This window comes from Peptacetobacter sp. AB845, assembly GCF_047528295.1.
In the GTDB taxonomy this organism is placed as follows: domain Bacteria; phylum Bacillota; class Clostridia; order Peptostreptococcales; family Peptostreptococcaceae; genus Peptacetobacter.
Genome location: NZ_CP180001.1, coordinates 464,457 through 481,358 on the forward strand (window position 1 = coordinate 464,457; position 16,902 = coordinate 481,358).

Here is a 16,902-nt window from a genome sequence, read left to right on the forward strand (position 1 = left end):
TTGCTTTAAAGAACAATCTGTTCTCTATGATAATATACTATTATTCTAACAATAATATATTATTTTTCAAGCATTTCTATGAAAGCACTTACTCTTGTTCTCATCTGCTGAGCATCACTGTCTGTGTAATCAGTTTCTATTCCAAGAACTGGTATTCCTGCTTTTTTAAGTTCTCTTTCTACTAGGAATCCTTCAACATCGTAAGTACTGCAGAATTTTAAGTTAACATCTATAACACCGTCAACATTGTATTCTTTAGCGTATCTTATTATATCATCTATTCTAGCTCTATTTGGAGTGAAGCATGCACAGTTTATACCCATGTATCTATTAGCAAGAGCATCTATCTGTCCATCTAAATCTGTCTGAGTTTCGTCTACTAAGTTTTCAAAGTATCTAGCACCAGTACACATTTCTTCACATACAACTGCTCCACCACTAGTTTCTATTATGTTGTGTATTTTCCAGTTTGGTATAGCTAAAGGAGTACCAGTTAGAAGTATTCTCTTAGTTCCTTCTGGGAATACACTAACACCTTCTTCTACTCTCTTTTCTAATTCGTCACAAAGTTTATTAGTCATCTGAGTGAAACGAGTTGGATCATCGTAGAATGCTATCTGAGATATTAATAATACGTCTTTACCACTTATTGGTAATTTTTCATTTTTTCTTAATTCATATAGACGTTTAAGAGCTCTTCTCTTATCGTTTATAAGTTTTATACTTTCTCCTAAGCTTTCTGCTGTTACTTCATTTCCAGTTACTTCTTCAACAACTTTTTTGAAGTCTTTTATTTCTTCAGCCCAAGCTTTTATATCTTTTTCTCTCTTCATCTGAGGTAAATCCATTACATGAACAGGGACATCTTCAGCTAATATTTCCCATGCTTTTTTCTTTCCATCACAAGTAGTTTCTCCAACGTACATATCTGCTATACGGAAGAATGGACATGTTCTATCTAATCTAGCACCTACTGATGCTTTTATTAATGGACATGTATTAGATGGAAGAACTTTTTCTCCACCTGGTACCCAGAACTGAGAACCACCGCAAAGACCTGTAGCTATTGCTTTAGCTGCAAATACTATTTCATCTGGAACATAAACACAGAAAGTACCGAATACTTTTCCACCGTTTTTCTGATGTTCAACTAGTTCTGCTGGTCTAACACCGTGTATTTCAGATACTACAAAATCATAGTAATCCATTGATTCTGGACGGTTTTCCTGAGATAAATAAACATCTCCAAAAGCCTGAGGTAATACTTCACATAATTGGTCATGAGTTTCAAGATCCATACCTAGATCTTCCCACATTTTATGATAATCTGCCATTTTTAAAATCCCCCTTAAAAACATAATTTTTTAGATATTTACTAAACAAACGTATTCAAAATATCTGACATTTTAAATTTAACACAATTCCTTTATGATTTTCAATTGAAGTGCTTGAAAATACTATCGTTTATAACAATATAGATTTATAACAATATAGATTAATGCTATACCAGACTTTTTTAATCTAATTTGCAATGTTGACTAATTTTTCGATAAAATCTATACTATTTTTGTAAACATTTTATTGTTGAATAAAATATTTATACTTATAGTCAAAGGGGGAGAAAAGTTATGACTAAATATAGTAAAGTTCCAGTATTTGAAAACGGAATGGCTCAGCCTGTATTTCCTTTCACAGATGGGAAAACAGGAGAAAATTACGATCCAACTACTTCAGAAATAGTAAGATACTGTGTGTACGTTGAATCAGACTATGACATGGATGGAGATGGAAAAAGAGATCTTATAAAAACTCTTATACAGGTTCCTAAAAGTGCTGTTGAAGGAAACTACAAAGCAGCATCTTTATTTGAAGCTCGTCCATACTGCGCTGGTGTAAACGAAGATGGTTACGACCATATGAAAGAAGTTGCAGAAAAAGAATATAGAAAATTTGACTTTGCAGACCTTAAAAAAGAAGTTCCAGCTCGTATACCTACAGGTTCTATAAGTGCTATGGATCTTGCATTAAAATCAAATGCTTCTGATTGGTATTACAAAGACAAAGGAAATAACGACAACATGGTATATGAAAACCTTGAAAACTTCAACTACTACCTTGTTCGTGGTTTCGCTGTAATCATAAGTGCAGGATTTGGAGCTCTTGGTTCTGATGGATTCAACTTTGTTGGTTCTGAATTTGAAAGAGATGCTTTTAAATCTGTTGTTGAATGGCTTCACGGAGATCGTGTTGCTTATGCAGATAGAGAAGGTACAATAGAAACAAAAGCTGATTGGTCTAACGGAAATGTAGCTATGACAGGTAGATCTTATGCGGGAACTATGCCTTTTGCAGTTGCTACAACAGGTGTTGAGGGGCTTAAAACAATAGTTCCAGTTGCTGGAATATCTGACTGGTACAGCCAGCAGAATATGCAGGGTTCTCAGCGTTATTGGCCAAAAGAAGTTTTAAATAGCTTCCTTGCTTACTTCTGCTCAAGTAGATACAACGATGAAACATTATCTGAAAAAGAATTAGATGATATTGCTGCATTCCACCATGAACTTAGCCTTCAGCAGTTAAGCTGTGGTTCTGATTATGATGAAGAATTCTGGGGTGCTGGAAACTATCGTCTAAACTACGATAAAATTAAATGTAGTGCTTTAATAGTTCAGGGATTAAACGACGAAAACGTATCTACAAAACAGTTTGAAATGATGTACAAAGCATATAAAAAATCAGGACAGACAGTTAAAACAATAGTTCATCAGGGTCCACATATAACTCCTACTATGGCAAATAAAAACTACGGAATACTTATAGACGGAAACTTCTATGATGATATAGTAAATAAATGGATATCTCATTATTTATATGATTTAGACAACTGTGCAGAAGAAATGCCAGAAGTTTTAGTTCAGACAAACTACAACCAGAACAAATGGGAAGCTTGCGATTCTTGGGAAACTGCATTCTCTATGAAACTAGAAAGTGCTGAATCAGGTGTATCTGTAATAGACACTGATTGGGAAGCAGCTGGTGTTTGTGCTGAAAACTTCGACGAAGCTATGAGTCTTAAATCTTCAAATATGAATAAACGTTTTGTAACAGCTCCTCTTGATGAAGAACTTACTATCCAAGGAACAGTTCACTTAAATTTAAAAGCTGCATTAAAAGATGGAGATATAGAAAATAACTTTAATCCAGAAAATAGAAATGATGCGGACTCTTTAACTATGAAACTTGGAGATTCTAAAGTTACTGGAAGAATGGACGACGTTAAACTAGTAGCTATGTTATACGATGTATGCGACGAAAAATTTGATAGTATACAGACAGTAGACCCAGAAAGAAATGTAATACCTGTTGTAAAAGTTCAGGAAAATGGTGTAATAAATGGTGGAGATTTACCAGCATTTGACCTTTGTGAATTTGAAACTGTTCACAAAAATTACCGCCCAATAACTCGTGCTTATGCAGACCTTTGTAACCCAGAAGCTGGATATGAACCAGAAACTGCTACAAATAGCATAGAGCTTAAAAAAGGTGAATATCATGAATACAACATATATCTAAATGCAACTAGATATACTGTTAAACCTGGTCATAGCCTTGCACTAGTTATAACAACAGAAGACCCTGTAAACTGCTTAATACACAAAACTTATTCAGTTGAAATAGACAATACTTCTGTAAATGCAACACTTCCTATAACAGCAGAAAATAATAATCTTGAAATAACTATAAAATAATATATAAGAAAAGGGGTATGCTCTTTAACCAAGCATACCCCTTAATTTTATCTATTCTTCTACTTCATCTTCTTCATCAGTAGTTATTTTTGCTATAGATACTATGCTAACTTCTTCATCTACATTCATAAGTTTAACTCCACTAGTTACCCTTCCAAATATAGATATTTCGTTTACTTTGATTCTTATTAAAACTCCATCAGAGTTTATTATCATCATTTCATCATCTTCAGATACCATTTCAGCACCTACAATTGAGCCAGTTTTTTCAGATATGTTATAAGTTTTTATACCTTTACCAGCTCTTATCTGACTTCTGTATTCTTCAAGGTCTGTTCTCTTTCCAAATCCATTTTCACTTACTACAAGCATATCAGTACCTTCACTAGCTAAGCTCATAGATACAACTGTATCTCCCTCGCCAAGTGTAATACCTTTAACACCCATAGCAGTTCTTCCCATACCTCTAACATCTTTTTCAGAGAATCTGATAGACATACCTTTTCTAGTTACAAGCATAACATCCTGTTCGCCATCAGTTAATTTAACTCCTATAACCTCATCGCCTTCTTTAAGACCTATTGAGATTAATCCAGATTTATTGATATTTTTGAAGTCGCTTATCTTAGTCTTTTTAACCATACCCTTCTTAGTAGCTATTAGAAGGTATTTATTTTCTTCTTTGCCATCTACATCTATTAGAGTAGCAATTTTTTCTCCAGGTCCAAGCTGAAGTAGATTTACTATTGCAGTTCCCTTAGCCTGTCTCTTTCCTTCTGGTATTTCGTATGCATTTAATCTAAATACTCTACCTCTGTTAGTGAAGAATAATAATCTACTATGAGTAGTTGTACTTATTAGATGTTTTACGAAATCTTCTTCTCTTGTTGTAAGAGCAGATATTCCTCTTCCGCCTCTCTTCTGGCTTCTGTAAGTATCTGCAGGAAGTCTTTTTATATAACCAAAGTGAGTAAGAGTTATAGCTATTTCTTCTTCATCTATAAGGTCTATAACATCTATTTCACCTTCAGCATGCTGAATTTCAGTTCTTCTTTCATCAGTATATTTATTTTTTATTTCTATTATTTCATCTTTGATTACTCCAAGTAATACCTCTTCACTTGCAAGTATTTCTTTTAATTCAGCTATTTTTTTCATTAATTCATCGTATTCGGCATCTATTTTTTCTCTTTCTAATCCTGTAAGTCTATTAAGTCTCATTTCAAGGATTGCCTGAGCCTGTATTTCTGTTAAACCGAATCTTTCAACTAATTTTTCTTTAGCTTCTGAAGAAGTTTTTGAAGATCTTATTGTTTCTATTACAGCATCTATATTATCTAATGCTATTTTTAAACCTTCTAAAATATGAGCTCTAGCTTCTGCTTTGTTTAGCTCGTATTTAGTTCTTCTTGTTACAACATCTTTCTGATGTTCTATGTAATAGTGAATAACTTCTTTAAGATTTAAACATTTTGGCTCTCCATTTACAAGTGCTATCATAATAACACTTATAGTTTCTTCCATCTGAGAATGTTTGTATAGATTGTTTAATATGATGTTTGCATTTACATCTCTCTTAAGCTCTATAACTATTCTCATACCATTTCTGTTACTTTCATCTCTAAGGTCTGATATACCTTCGATTTTCTTATCTTTTACAAGCTCAGCTATTCTTTCAACCAATCTTGCTTTATTTACCTGATATGGTATTTCTGTTACAACTATCTGCTGTTTTCCTTTTGGAAGTTCTTCTATTTCAGCTCTAGCTCTAACTTTTATCTTACCTCTACCTGTTCTGTAGGCTTCTTTTATACTTTCAGTTCCCATTATTATTGCACCAGTTGGGAAGTCAGGCCCTTTAACATATCCCATTAATTCCTCAACATCTGCATCTGGTCTATCTATTAAATGAACTGTAGCATCTATTACTTCTCCTAAGTTGTGTGGAGGTATAGATGTAGCCATACCAACTGCTATCCCATTAGATCCATTTACTAATAAGTTAGGGAATCTAGCTGGAAGAACTAGTGGTTCTTTTAAAGACTCATCAAAGTTTGGCCCAAAGTCTACAGTTTCTTTATCTATATCTCTAAGTAATTCCATCGATAATTTACTCATTCTGGCTTCAGTATAACGCATTGCAGCAGGTGAGTCCCCATCTACTGAACCAAAGTTCCCATGACCATCAACTAGAGGAACTCTTGTTGAGAAGTCCTGAGCCATTTTAACCATTGCCATATATACTGAACTATCCCCATGTGGGTGGTACTTACCTAGAACGTCCCCGACGATACGGGCTGATTTTCTATATGGTTTATCTGGAGAAAGATTTAATTCATTCATAGAATAAAGTATTCTTCTATGAACTGGTTTTAATCCATCTCTTACATCTGGAAGAGCACGCCCGACGATAACGCTCATTGAGTATTCTATGTAAGATTTTTTCATCTCACTAGCTATTTCTATCGGAAGTATTCTGCTAGTATTTTTTTCGTCCTGCATTTTTTATCTCCTCTCCTATACGTCTAGATTTCTAACATATTTTGCATTTTCCTGTATGAATTCTCTTCTTGGAGCAACTTTATCTCCCATAAGCATAGAGAATATTTCATCAGCTATTGCAGCATCTTCTATAGTAACCTGTAGAAGAGTTCTTGTTTCTGGATTCATTGTTGTATCCCAAAGCTGCTCTGGGTTCATTTCCCCAAGCCCTTTATATCTCTGTATATCGTATTTATCTCTACCTATTTCGTTAAGTAAATCGTCTAATTCTTTATCTGAGTATACATAGTATTCTTTCTTCTGTTTAGTAACCTTGTATAGAGGTGGCTGTGCTGCATAAACATATCCCTCTTCTATTAACGGTCTCATATATCTGAAGAAGAATGTTAATAAAAGTGTTCTGATGTGTGCCCCATCGACATCGGCATCGGTCATTATTATGATTTTGTGGTATCTAGCTTTTTCTAAATCAAAATCATTACCTATACCGCATCCGTAAGCAGTTATCATATTTTTTATTTCATCAGAAGCTAAAATTTTATCTAATCTTGATTTTTCAACGTTTAATATTTTACCTCTTAAAGGAAGTATTGCCTGAGTATTTCTATCTCTACCCTGTTTTGCTGAACCACCGGCAGAATCCCCTTCGACTAAGAATATTTCACTCTTAGATGGGTCTTTTTCTGAGCAGTCTGCAAGCTTACCTGGTAAGGAAGTACTTTCAAGTACGCTTTTTCTTCTAGTTAATTCTCTTGCTCTCTTAGCAGCTTCTCTTGCTCTCTGTGCTCTAAGTGCTTTATCAACTATAACTTTTGCTGTGTTTGGATTTTCTTCAAGGAATGATCCTAATTCCTCAACAGTAACACCATCTACTATACCTCTCATAAATGTATTACCAAGTTTTGTCTTAGTCTGACCTTCAAACTGAGGATCTGGAAGTTTTACAGAAACAACTGCTGTAAGACCTTCTCTTATATCTTCCCCAGAAAGATTTGAATCTTTATCTTTTAAAGCTCCATTTCTCTTAGCGTATTCATTTATAGTTTTTGTAAGAGCAGCTTTAAATCCTGCAAGGTGTGAACCACCTTCGTGAGTATTTATATTATTAGCAAATGAATATATATTTTCTGTATATCCATCTGTATACTGCATAGCTATTTCAACTAAGCAATCATCTACTTTTTTGTCTATATATACTATATCCTCGTGTATTCCTGTTCTAGACTTATTAAGGAATTTAACATATTCAACAAGACCTCCTGTATAGTGGAAATCTCTATATTTTTCCTTACCTTCTCTTTTATCCTCAAATATTATTTTTATACCTTTATTTAAGAATGAAAGCTCTCTAAGTCTGTATTCAAGAGTATCGAAGCTAAATTCTATTTCATCGAAAACTTCTGCATCAGGCATAAAAGATATTATAGTACCTGTATGGTCTGATTCTCCAACTACCTCTAATTTAGTCTGAGGATTTCCTTTTTTATATTCCTGTCTATAAGCCTTTCCATCTCTGTGAACTTCAGCCACTAGCCATTCAGAAAGTGCATTAACAACAGAAACCCCAACACCGTGAAGACCTCCAGATACCTTATATCCTCCACCGCCGAATTTACCACCGGCATGAAGAACAGTAAGTACTGTTTCAAGAGTTGATAATCCAGTCTTTGGATGAACCTCTACTGGTATCCCCCTACCATCATCTTCTACAGTTATACTTCCATCTGCATTTATAGCAACGTATATTTTTGAGCAGTTTCCTGCAAGTGCCTCATCTATACTGTTGTCTACTACTTCGTACACTAGGTGATGTAGTCCTCTAGGACCAGTTGATCCAATGTACATTCCAGGTCTCTTTCTAACGGCTTCTAAACCTTCAAGAACCTGAATTTGACTTGCACCGTATTCCTGTTTCATTTAATTTCCTCCATTCTCCGTTTTAACTACCTTTCCATTATCTATATAAAAAATAGTAGTATTCTCTATATCTAATACGTTTTTATGTAGATATTCAGCAGTTGTAATAAACATTTGAACGTCTTTAAGATTATCGACTAAAAGCTTTTGCCTTTTTTCGTCGAGTTCACTAAAAACATCATCCAAAATCAGAAGCGGATATTCTCCAACTTCTTTATTTATAAGCTCTATTTCTGATAATTTTAACGATATAGATGCAGTCCTCTGCTGCCCTTGAGAACCATAAAGTCTAACATCTAAACCATTTATCTGAATTAAAATATCATCCTTGTGTATACCATATCCACTGATTCTCATATCTAAATCGTGTTTTCTCTTATCCTTTAACATATCAAGAAACTTATCTTTTACACTAGATTCATCATCTAGTTGAATTTGACTCTTATAAATAACACTCAAATCCTCTTTATTATCTGTCAATCTAGAGTGCATATCCTTTGAAATTTCGGCAATTCTTTCTATAAATTTTTTCCTAAATATAAAAATTTTACTTCCATATTCCGCCAAACTTTCATCATACACGTCCAGAAGATTTAAATCTGGATTTATATTTTTTAAAAGTTTGTTTCTATTCGCCAAAATTTTGTTGTAACCAGTTAAAAGACTGTAATATCCAGGTATAATCTGACTTATTTCCCTATCTATAAAACTTCTTCTAATCTTAGGTCCGTCTTTAACCAATCTCAAATCTTCAGGCGAAAAAATAACGACATTAATATTTCCCAAAAGCTCAGCCAATTTTACAATAGGTATTTTATTAACTTTTATCCCCTTCTTTGTCTTACTTATAGCAATTTCAACCATTCCTTTTCTTTCTTCTTTTTCATATCCCCCACCAACATATAAATTTTCTGCATTAAACTTAATAAGTTCTCTATCTCTATTTGTTCTGAAAGATTTTCCAAAAGCAAGCAAATAAATAGCCTCTACTATATTTGTTTTTCCCTGGCCATTAGACCCCAAAAGAAGATTTATTCTATCGTTAAATTCTATATATAGCTTGTCGTAATTTCTATAATTAACCAATTGAAGATTTTTTAGTTTCACAAAAATTCTCCTTTATTCTGTTACAACTTTTATCACTTCGCCTTCAACTTCGATTATATCTCCGTCGAAAAGTTTTTTACCTCTTCTTGTTTCAACTTCTCCATTAACTTTTACAAGCTCTTCTGCTATAAGAAACTTAGCATGTCCTCCTGTAGAGGCTATGTCTGCAAGTTTAAGAGCCTGATCAAGTTTTATGTATTCAGAATCTATTTTGATTTCTATCATACTCGATCCTCCTTTAAAAAATATAAACGGTAATCTATACTATACCTAATTATATAATTATACCATATTTTTAAAATTTATTCACTATAGACAAAATACCTTATAGACTTTTATATAAGGCTTTATATTCGATTTAATAGCCTTATGAATATATTTTTATATGCTACCTCAAGCCTTCTTTGTACAAAACATACGTTCCTAATTTTTCTAAAATAAAAGCAGCCTAAAAATATTAAACTTTTGGCTGCTATTTATATATTTTATAAAATTTTATTTATTACATATTAGAAGACATTCTTACAGGAAGAAGTAAGTATGTATAATCTATTTCATCATCTACAGGTTTAACTATACAAGGATTTACATTTGTTGTAAATTCTATATATATTTCTTCACTGTCTATATATCTAAGACCTTCCATTAAATATCTTGAGTTGAACGCTATATCTAAATATTCACCTTCAAGCTCTAATGCAACTTCTTCATAAACATTACCTCTATCAGTGTTTGAAGTTATAACCATAGCATCATCTCTTATAGATAATTTTATAAGGTTATTTCTTTCAGACTGAGAAAGTAGTGAGGCTCTTTCTATACTGTTTAAAAGTGCTTTTGCTTTTAATTTTACTCTAGAATTATATTCTTTTGGAAGTAGTCTGTTATAATCTATGAAATCTCCTTCTAATAATCTTGTTATTACTTTAGTATCTCCTAGCATGAACACAGCATTTTTTTCAGTAAATCCTACGTTTATACTTCCTTCACCTGACATTAAACTATTTATATCTACTAATGTTTTTCCAGGTATTATAACTTTTACATCTTTTGTAAAACTATCTATTGGGCAACTTCTAACCGCTAATCTATATCCATCTATTGCCACAAGACTGGCTTTTCCATTTTCTGCTTCTAAAAGTTCTCCCATTAAAACTGGTTTTGTTTGATCCTGAGATATTGCAAAAGACGTCTGTTTTATCATATCCTTTAATAATTCTTGAGGAATAGTATACATTTCACTTTCTTCTACATCAGAAAAAGCTGGATATTCTTCTGCTAGATGTCCCTTTATTGTAAATCTAGAATTTTCACAGTAGATGTGTACATTACTATTTGAATCAGTTTCTATCTGTACAAATGAATCCGGTAGTTTTCTAACTATATCTCCAAATAATTTGGCATCAAGTACTATTTTTCCATCTTCTTCTATTTCAGACTGAACAAAAGTTTCTATTCTTATCTCTGCATCAGATCCAGTAAGTTTTAAAGCTCCATTCTCAGTTGATAATAAGATACCTTTTAATAAGTCTATAGTTGTTCTACTATTAATAGCTTTTTGAACTATACTTATCTTTTGAGATAAAATTTTCTGATTGCATATAAGTTTCATTTTTTTCCTCCTTAGTTGTTTTGTGGATATTTTTTTATTCCTAAAACTAAATAATTATATAAGAAACTTAGTAGTAATAGTAGTAGGGGCTGTTATTAATGTTGATAATGTCGATTATCCTTAAAATTTCAATAAAAAAGCCTGTAGATAGATTGTGTATATCTACCTTGACAATAGTATATTAAAATGTTGATAAAATATGGATAAAAGTTATCAACATTTTATTCTATATTTATCAACAAGGATAATGTTAATAGTTTTTATCAGCATTTATTAAAATATCCCAATTTTTGTTGCACTACCCTTTTAAATCATTTATGATTTTTTCAACTTTTAATTTTAAATCAATATTTTCTTTTAAATCTTTGCTTATTTTGTCGCAAGCATGTATTACAGTAGTATGATCTCTACCTCCGAATTCTTCACCTATCTTAGGAAGTGAAAGATCAGTTAAATCTCTAGAAAGGTACATTGCAACCTGTCTAGGATATGCAATTGCTCTAGTTCTCTTTTTAGAATTAAAATCTTCCATTTTAATATCGAAAACTTCGGCAACTTTTTCTTTAATTCTTACTACATTTATTTCAGAAGTATTATAAGATACGATTATATCCTTTAAAGCCTCTGTTGCTACTTCAAGAGAAACTTTCTTTTTAGTTAAAGAAGAATAAGCCATTACACGAGTAAGAGCTCCTTCAAGTTCTCTTATATTAGATTTTACATTTTTAGCTATGTAGTCAGTTACCTCATCAGGAACTTCTGTGTTATCCATCTGAGCTTTTTTTCTAAGTATTGCTATTCTAGTTTCAAAATCTGGCGGCTGAATATCAGTTATAAGGCCCATTTCAAATCTAGATCTTAGTCTTTCTTCTAGTGTAGGTATATCCTTTGGCGGTCTATCACTAGAAATTATTATCTGTTTGTTTGCTTCATGAAGAGTATTAAATGTATGGAAGAATTCCTCCTGAGTTCTTTCTTTTCCGGCAATAAATTGAACGTCGTCTATTAAAAGAACGTCTACATTTCTATATTTATTTCTAAATTCCTCATTTTTATCATCTTTTATAGAGTTTACTAGTTCATTTGTAAATTTTTCAGAAGAAACATATACAACCTTTTGAGTGCTGTCAGTTTCTAATATATGGTGCCCTATAGCTTGCATAAGATGAGTTTTACCAAGTCCAACGCCTCCATAAAGGAATAGAGGGTTATAAGATTTTGCTGGAGACTCTGCTACTGCAACACATGCAGCATGAGCAAAACTATTGCTATTACCTATAACAAAAGTATCGAAAGTATATTTAGGATTTAAATTACTTTCGTATTTAGTAGGAGCTTTTGCAGATTTAGATGTAGAACTTGTAGATTCAGAATTTATATCCTTAATTAGAGAATCCATTTCTTCTTCACTGCCTAAAACTATAACCTTTATATCTTTTGCAGTAACCTCTTTTACTATTCCAACAATAAGAGAGTGGTATCTATTATTTAATATATCTTTATTAAAATCGCTATTAGCACAGATATACAATGTATTGTTGTCTAATAATAAAGGTTTAACTGTAGCAAAAAAGGCTTTAAAAGCTACAGCAGAAACTTCTCCTTTTAAAATTTGAAGCACTTTTTCCCACAGAGAATTGATGTCCATATTTTTATCCTCCATTTTCCGATGCATAGTTTTCAACATAATTATCAACAAAATTTTTTGTGGATATTGAAAAAATAGATACATTGTTGATATTATATAAATACTGTTGATAAATGTTATATAAATTAAAAAAATTAACATGTTTAAAAAATATAAACAAATCTGTTTATATAATTATAAAGACTTTAAACACGTTAAATTCAATGAAATAATAACGTTTTGTGATGAGTGATTAAATTTTATACACAGATATATCCACAGACTGTGCATAACTGTTGATATGTTAATAACATTTATCAACATTATTAACAAGTATAATTATAATATCAAAATAACAACGAAACTTCAATAACTTATCCACAATATAAACGTATTAAAATTTATTATTTATCAACAATTAAATTTGAGGTAAATAGAGCTAATTTTTTTATCAAAAAAATGGTTTCTAAAAAAGGTCTTGCAAGGTGTTGGTATATTTTGGTAATATAAAGGAAACTTTCAAAAGATAGAAGAGTTTATATCATTATATGGAAATTAATTTTATCCTCACAAAAGGTGTTGCAAAAAATGTTTACAGATAATCAAAAATTATTTATTCAACGTGAAAAATTCGTTGACAACACCAGGCAAAGTAATTATAATAATATGTGTTATGTTTACTTTGAGGGTAAAAGTATATTTTTTATAAATGGAAATTAATGTGAAAGGCGGTGCTATAGAATGAAAAGAACTTATCAACCAAAGAAAAGACAGAGAAAAAAAGAACACGGATTCAGAAAAAGAATGAAATCTGCTAACGGAAGAAACGTGTTAAGAAGAAGAAGAGCTAAAGGAAGAAAGAGATTAACTCATTAATTAAAAAAAGCCGCTTGTAGAGTGGCTTTTTTTGTAAAATTTATCGAGTTAAACTGTGTTTATTGGAGGAAATTATGGAATTTAATAACACTAAAGGTATTAAGAAAGACTACGAATTTAGAAAAATATATAAACACGGTAAATCTTTTGCAAATAAATATTTAGTAGTCTATATATTAAAGAATAAAACTGATCAAACTAGAATAGGTATTTCTATATCTAAAAAAGTAGGAAATGCTGTTACTAGAAATAGAATCAGAAGACTGATAAAAGAGACCTATCGATTAAATATCGATGAAAATATAAAGAAAGGCTACGACTTAGTATTTATTTCCAGAGTAGCGGCTAAAGATGCAACTTACAAGGATATTGAAAAAGCTATGACTCATTTAATGAGAAAAAATAAGCTTTTAAATGAATAAGGGGGGTCTTATAGATTGGATACAATAAGGAATTATATAGATAAAATCGGAAAACTTCTTACAAAAGGATGTATTGGATTGGTGAGATTTTATCAAAAATATATATCGCCTTTAAAAGGTCCAACATGTAGATTTTATCCTACCTGTTCTCAATACTCTATAGAAGCATTTAAGAAATATGGATTTTTGAAAGGATTATATTTGACAATAAGAAGAGTCTTAAAATGTCATCCGTTTCATCCAGGGGGCTACGATCCATTGAAGTAAATCTATTTTGTAGGAGGTACAAGAAGTGACCAACTTAATAGGAAAATTATTTGGAAACATTCTAGGGGCAATATATGGCTTTACAGGAAGCTACGGAATAGCAATTATACTATTCACTTTTTTAGTTAAATTACTATTAATGCCACTTACAATCAAGCAGACAAAATCTACTGTTGCAATGCAGGAGATAACACCAAGAGTTAATGAAATACAGGAAAAATACAAAAACAATCCTGAAAGACAGAACAAAGAAATGATGGAACTATACCAGAGAGCTAACATAAATCCTATGGCAGGATGCTTACCTCTACTTATACAGTTCCCTATATTAATAGGATTATTCAACTTACTTAAAGATCCAGTAGGCTTAGGAGCTTTTGCTAGTCAGGCTGCTTTCAACCAGGCTAACGGACAGTTCTTATGGATGCGGAATCTTACTAATCCGGATACTATATTAGCTATATTATCTGGGGCAAGTGCATTTATAATGCAGAAAATAATGACTCCAAAAGAACAGGTTAACGGCCAGATGAAAATGATGACATACATGATGGCTGGTCTATCATTCTACTGGGGATTCATATTCCCTGCAGGGCTTACTTTATACTGGACAATAAGTAATATATTCGCTATATTACAGCAGGTAATAGTAACAAAACCTCTAAAAGCTAAATTTGAAGCTGATATGAAGGAGGCTAGTAAAAATGGCAAAAAAAATAAAAATAAAAAGTAAATCACAGGAAGAAGCTATAAAAAAAGCTCTTTTAGACCTTGATGTATCAGAAGACGATATAGAAGTTGTAGAGTTAGAAGCTCCAAGCAAAGGATTTCTAGGATTTATAGGATCTAAAGAAGGTCTTTATGAAATAACTGTTATAGAAAGAGAAACAGATGTTGCTAAATCATTTATAGAAACACTTCTTAAAAATGCAAAAGTAAATGCTGATGTTGAAGTTAAACAGGAAGACAACCTTATAAAAGTAAATATAAAAGGCGATGAAGCAGCTTGTTTAATAGGTAGAAGAGGAGATACTCTTGATTCTATCCAGTTCTTAACAGGATTAGCTTTAAACAAAATAAACAAAGATTCTCACACTAGAGTACTTGTAGATATAGAAAATTACAGAGAAAAAAGAGAAGAATCTTTAATAAGATACGCTAATAAAATGGCTAGAGAAGTAGCCAAAACTAAAAAAACAAAAAAACTTGACTATATGAACCCATATGAAAGAAGAATAATACATTCAGCTCTTCAGAATGACAGATATGTTATAACATATAGTGAAGGAACTGATCCATACAGAAGATTAGTAATAGAATACAAAAGATAAAGAAAAATATTGCCTCCTATTGTTATAGGAGGTTTTATTTTTGGTATAATAGTATATATATTTTTTAAACGTGCAAAGAGGTGATAAATTTGTTTATAGATGATACAATAGCAGCAATTGCAACAGCACCTGGAGAAGGTGGAATCGGGATAATAAGAATAAGTGGACCAAAATCACTAGAAGTTGCTGAAGAGATATTTTTCTCAATGTCAGGAAAGAAAATTTCTGAATATCCAGCTAGAACATTAATATTTGGAAATATAAAAGACGGAGATAAAAAAATAGATGAGGTACTAGTTGCATATATGAAAGGGCCAAACTCTTATACAGCTGAAGATGTTATAGAAATAAACTGTCATGGTGGATTTATTTCTGTAAAAAGAATACTAGAATTAGTATTATCTAAAGATGTAAGACTTGCTGAAGCTGGAGAATTTACAAAGAGAGCATTCTTAAACGGAAGAATAGATTTATCTCAGGCAGAAGCGGTAATAGATGTAATAAATGCAAAAACAGATAAGGCACATGAAGTGGCTGAAAATCAGCTTGATGGATCTTTATCTAATAGAATAAGAGAGTTTAGAGATAAAGTAACTGAGTTATTAGCTCAAGTTGAGGTTGCTATAGACTATCCAGAAGAGGATATAGAATTTATAGCATACACTACTCTAGAAGAAAAAACTAGGGAATTAAACAAAGATATTAAAAAATTATATGAAACATCAGAAAGTGGAAAAATATTTAGAGAAGGTTTAAAAACTGTAATAGTTGGTAAGCCAAATGTTGGTAAATCATCTCTTCTAAATAGTATTCTTGGTGAAAATAGAGCGATAGTAACTGATATACCAGGAACAACTAGAGATGTTATAGAAGAGTTTGTAAATATAAAAGGAATACCTTTAAAAATAGTAGATACTGCTGGTATAAGGGAAACAGACGATGTAGTTGAAAAAATAGGTGTTGAAAAATCAATGGCATCATTTGATACAGCAGACCTAATAATAATGGTTGTAGACTCTTCATCAGAACTATCTGAAGAAGATAGAGAAATACTGGAAAAAGTGCAGGGCAAGGAAACTATAATTCTACTTAACAAAACAGATTTACCTCAGGTAATAGATGAAGAAGAAGTTAAAAAATATGTAAATGAAGAAAATATAATCAAAATTTCTGCACTTCATAACGAAGGGATAGAAGATGTACATGATAGAATAGAAGCTATGGTATATAAGGGAGATATAAAAAGCTCTTCAAATGTTATAATAACAAACTCAAGACATAAAGATGCACTTTATAGAGCTATGAAATCTGCGGAAGATGCTATGAGAGCAATAGAAGATAGAATGCCTCTTGATTTTGTTGAAGTTGACTTAAAAAATATATGGGATTATCTAGGATATATAAACGGAGATACAGTAAGTGAAGATTTACTAGACAACATATTCCATAATTTCTGTATAGGAAAATAATTATAATAAACAACTAAATAAGT

General features: G+C 31.7%; 14 protein-coding genes. 7 read left to right on the forward strand and 7 right to left on the reverse strand.

The annotated features are described in order from the left end of the window. Positions 1-59: 59 nt before the first annotated feature. Positions 60-1,334 (reverse strand): double-cubane-cluster-containing anaerobic reductase, encoded by a 1,275-nt coding sequence (locus ACK2WO_RS02370; protein ID WP_040410702.1) that lies wholly within the window; start codon positions 1,332-1,334, stop codon positions 60-62. A gap of 294 nt (positions 1,335-1,628) precedes the next feature. Between ACK2WO_RS02370 and ACK2WO_RS02375 the strand changes: the two genes are divergently transcribed. Then, positions 1,629-3,749, forward strand: coding sequence for a CocE/NonD family hydrolase (locus tag ACK2WO_RS02375; RefSeq protein WP_414698245.1), 2,121 nt, complete (start codon positions 1,629-1,631; stop codon positions 3,747-3,749). A 51-nt stretch (positions 3,750-3,800) separates the two neighbouring features. Here ACK2WO_RS02375 and gyrA read toward each other — a convergent pair whose 3' ends face one another. The 6 genes from gyrA to dnaA form a co-directional block, all read right to left on the reverse strand. Continuing rightward, a complete protein-coding gene (gyrA, locus tag ACK2WO_RS02380) occupies positions 3,801-6,251 on the reverse strand; it encodes a DNA gyrase subunit A (RefSeq protein ID WP_414698246.1) in 2,451 nt (816 codons plus the stop codon). A 15-nt stretch (positions 6,252-6,266) separates the two neighbouring features. Next, the gene (gene gyrB, locus ACK2WO_RS02385; protein ID WP_006440943.1) at positions 6,267-8,168 is read right to left on the reverse strand and encodes a DNA topoisomerase (ATP-hydrolyzing) subunit B; all 1,902 of its coding nucleotides are present in this window, start codon (positions 8,166-8,168) and stop codon (positions 6,267-6,269) included. After that, the gene (gene recF, locus ACK2WO_RS02390) at positions 8,169-9,275 is read right to left on the reverse strand and encodes a DNA replication/repair protein RecF (RefSeq protein ID WP_414698247.1); all 1,107 of its coding nucleotides are present in this window, start codon (positions 9,273-9,275) and stop codon (positions 8,169-8,171) included. It abuts the gene before it with no gap. 12 nt (positions 9,276-9,287) lie between these two features. Continuing rightward, positions 9,288-9,500 carry a S4 domain-containing protein YaaA gene (gene yaaA / locus ACK2WO_RS02395; protein ID WP_178412371.1) on the reverse strand — a complete coding sequence of 71 codons (213 nt, stop codon included), beginning with the start codon at positions 9,498-9,500 and terminating at the stop codon, positions 9,288-9,290. 277 nt (positions 9,501-9,777) lie between these two features. After that, on the reverse strand, positions 9,778-10,887 hold the full coding sequence (dnaN, locus tag ACK2WO_RS02400; RefSeq protein WP_414698248.1) for a DNA polymerase III subunit beta: 1,110 nt from the start codon (positions 10,885-10,887) through the stop codon (positions 9,778-9,780). A 298-nt stretch (positions 10,888-11,185) separates the two neighbouring features. Further along, positions 11,186-12,535 carry a chromosomal replication initiator protein DnaA gene (gene dnaA, locus ACK2WO_RS02405; RefSeq protein WP_414698249.1) on the reverse strand — a complete coding sequence of 450 codons (1,350 nt, stop codon included), beginning with the start codon at positions 12,533-12,535 and terminating at the stop codon, positions 11,186-11,188. 720 nt (positions 12,536-13,255) lie between these two features. Between dnaA and rpmH the strand changes: the two genes are divergently transcribed. The 6 genes from rpmH to mnmE all read left to right on the forward strand — a co-directional run bounded on the left by rpmH (position 13,256) and on the right by mnmE (position 16,879). Further along, a complete protein-coding gene (gene rpmH / locus ACK2WO_RS02410; RefSeq protein WP_118549727.1) occupies positions 13,256-13,390 on the forward strand; it encodes a 50S ribosomal protein L34 in 135 nt (44 codons plus the stop codon). A gap of 74 nt (positions 13,391-13,464) precedes the next feature. Continuing rightward, positions 13,465-13,812 (forward strand): ribonuclease P protein component, encoded by a 348-nt coding sequence (gene rnpA, locus ACK2WO_RS02415; protein WP_178412874.1) that lies wholly within the window; start codon positions 13,465-13,467, stop codon positions 13,810-13,812. Positions 13,813-13,836: 24 nt separating this feature from the next. Beyond that, positions 13,837-14,079 carry a membrane protein insertion efficiency factor YidD gene (gene yidD / locus ACK2WO_RS02420; protein WP_178412876.1) on the forward strand — a complete coding sequence of 81 codons (243 nt, stop codon included), beginning with the start codon at positions 13,837-13,839 and terminating at the stop codon, positions 14,077-14,079. Between the two features lie 25 nt (positions 14,080-14,104). Further along, the gene (locus ACK2WO_RS02425; RefSeq protein ID WP_178412873.1) at positions 14,105-14,812 is read left to right on the forward strand and encodes a membrane protein insertase YidC; all 708 of its coding nucleotides are present in this window, start codon (positions 14,105-14,107) and stop codon (positions 14,810-14,812) included. After that, positions 14,784-15,410 (forward strand): RNA-binding cell elongation regulator Jag/EloR, encoded by a 627-nt coding sequence (gene jag, locus ACK2WO_RS02430; protein ID WP_178412872.1) that lies wholly within the window; start codon positions 14,784-14,786, stop codon positions 15,408-15,410. The genes ACK2WO_RS02425 and jag overlap by 29 nt, the downstream gene beginning before the upstream one ends. 89 nt (positions 15,411-15,499) lie before the next feature. Continuing rightward, the gene (mnmE, locus tag ACK2WO_RS02435) at positions 15,500-16,879 is read left to right on the forward strand and encodes a tRNA uridine-5-carboxymethylaminomethyl(34) synthesis GTPase MnmE (RefSeq protein ID WP_414698250.1); all 1,380 of its coding nucleotides are present in this window, start codon (positions 15,500-15,502) and stop codon (positions 16,877-16,879) included. Positions 16,880-16,902: the final 23 nt, after the last annotated feature.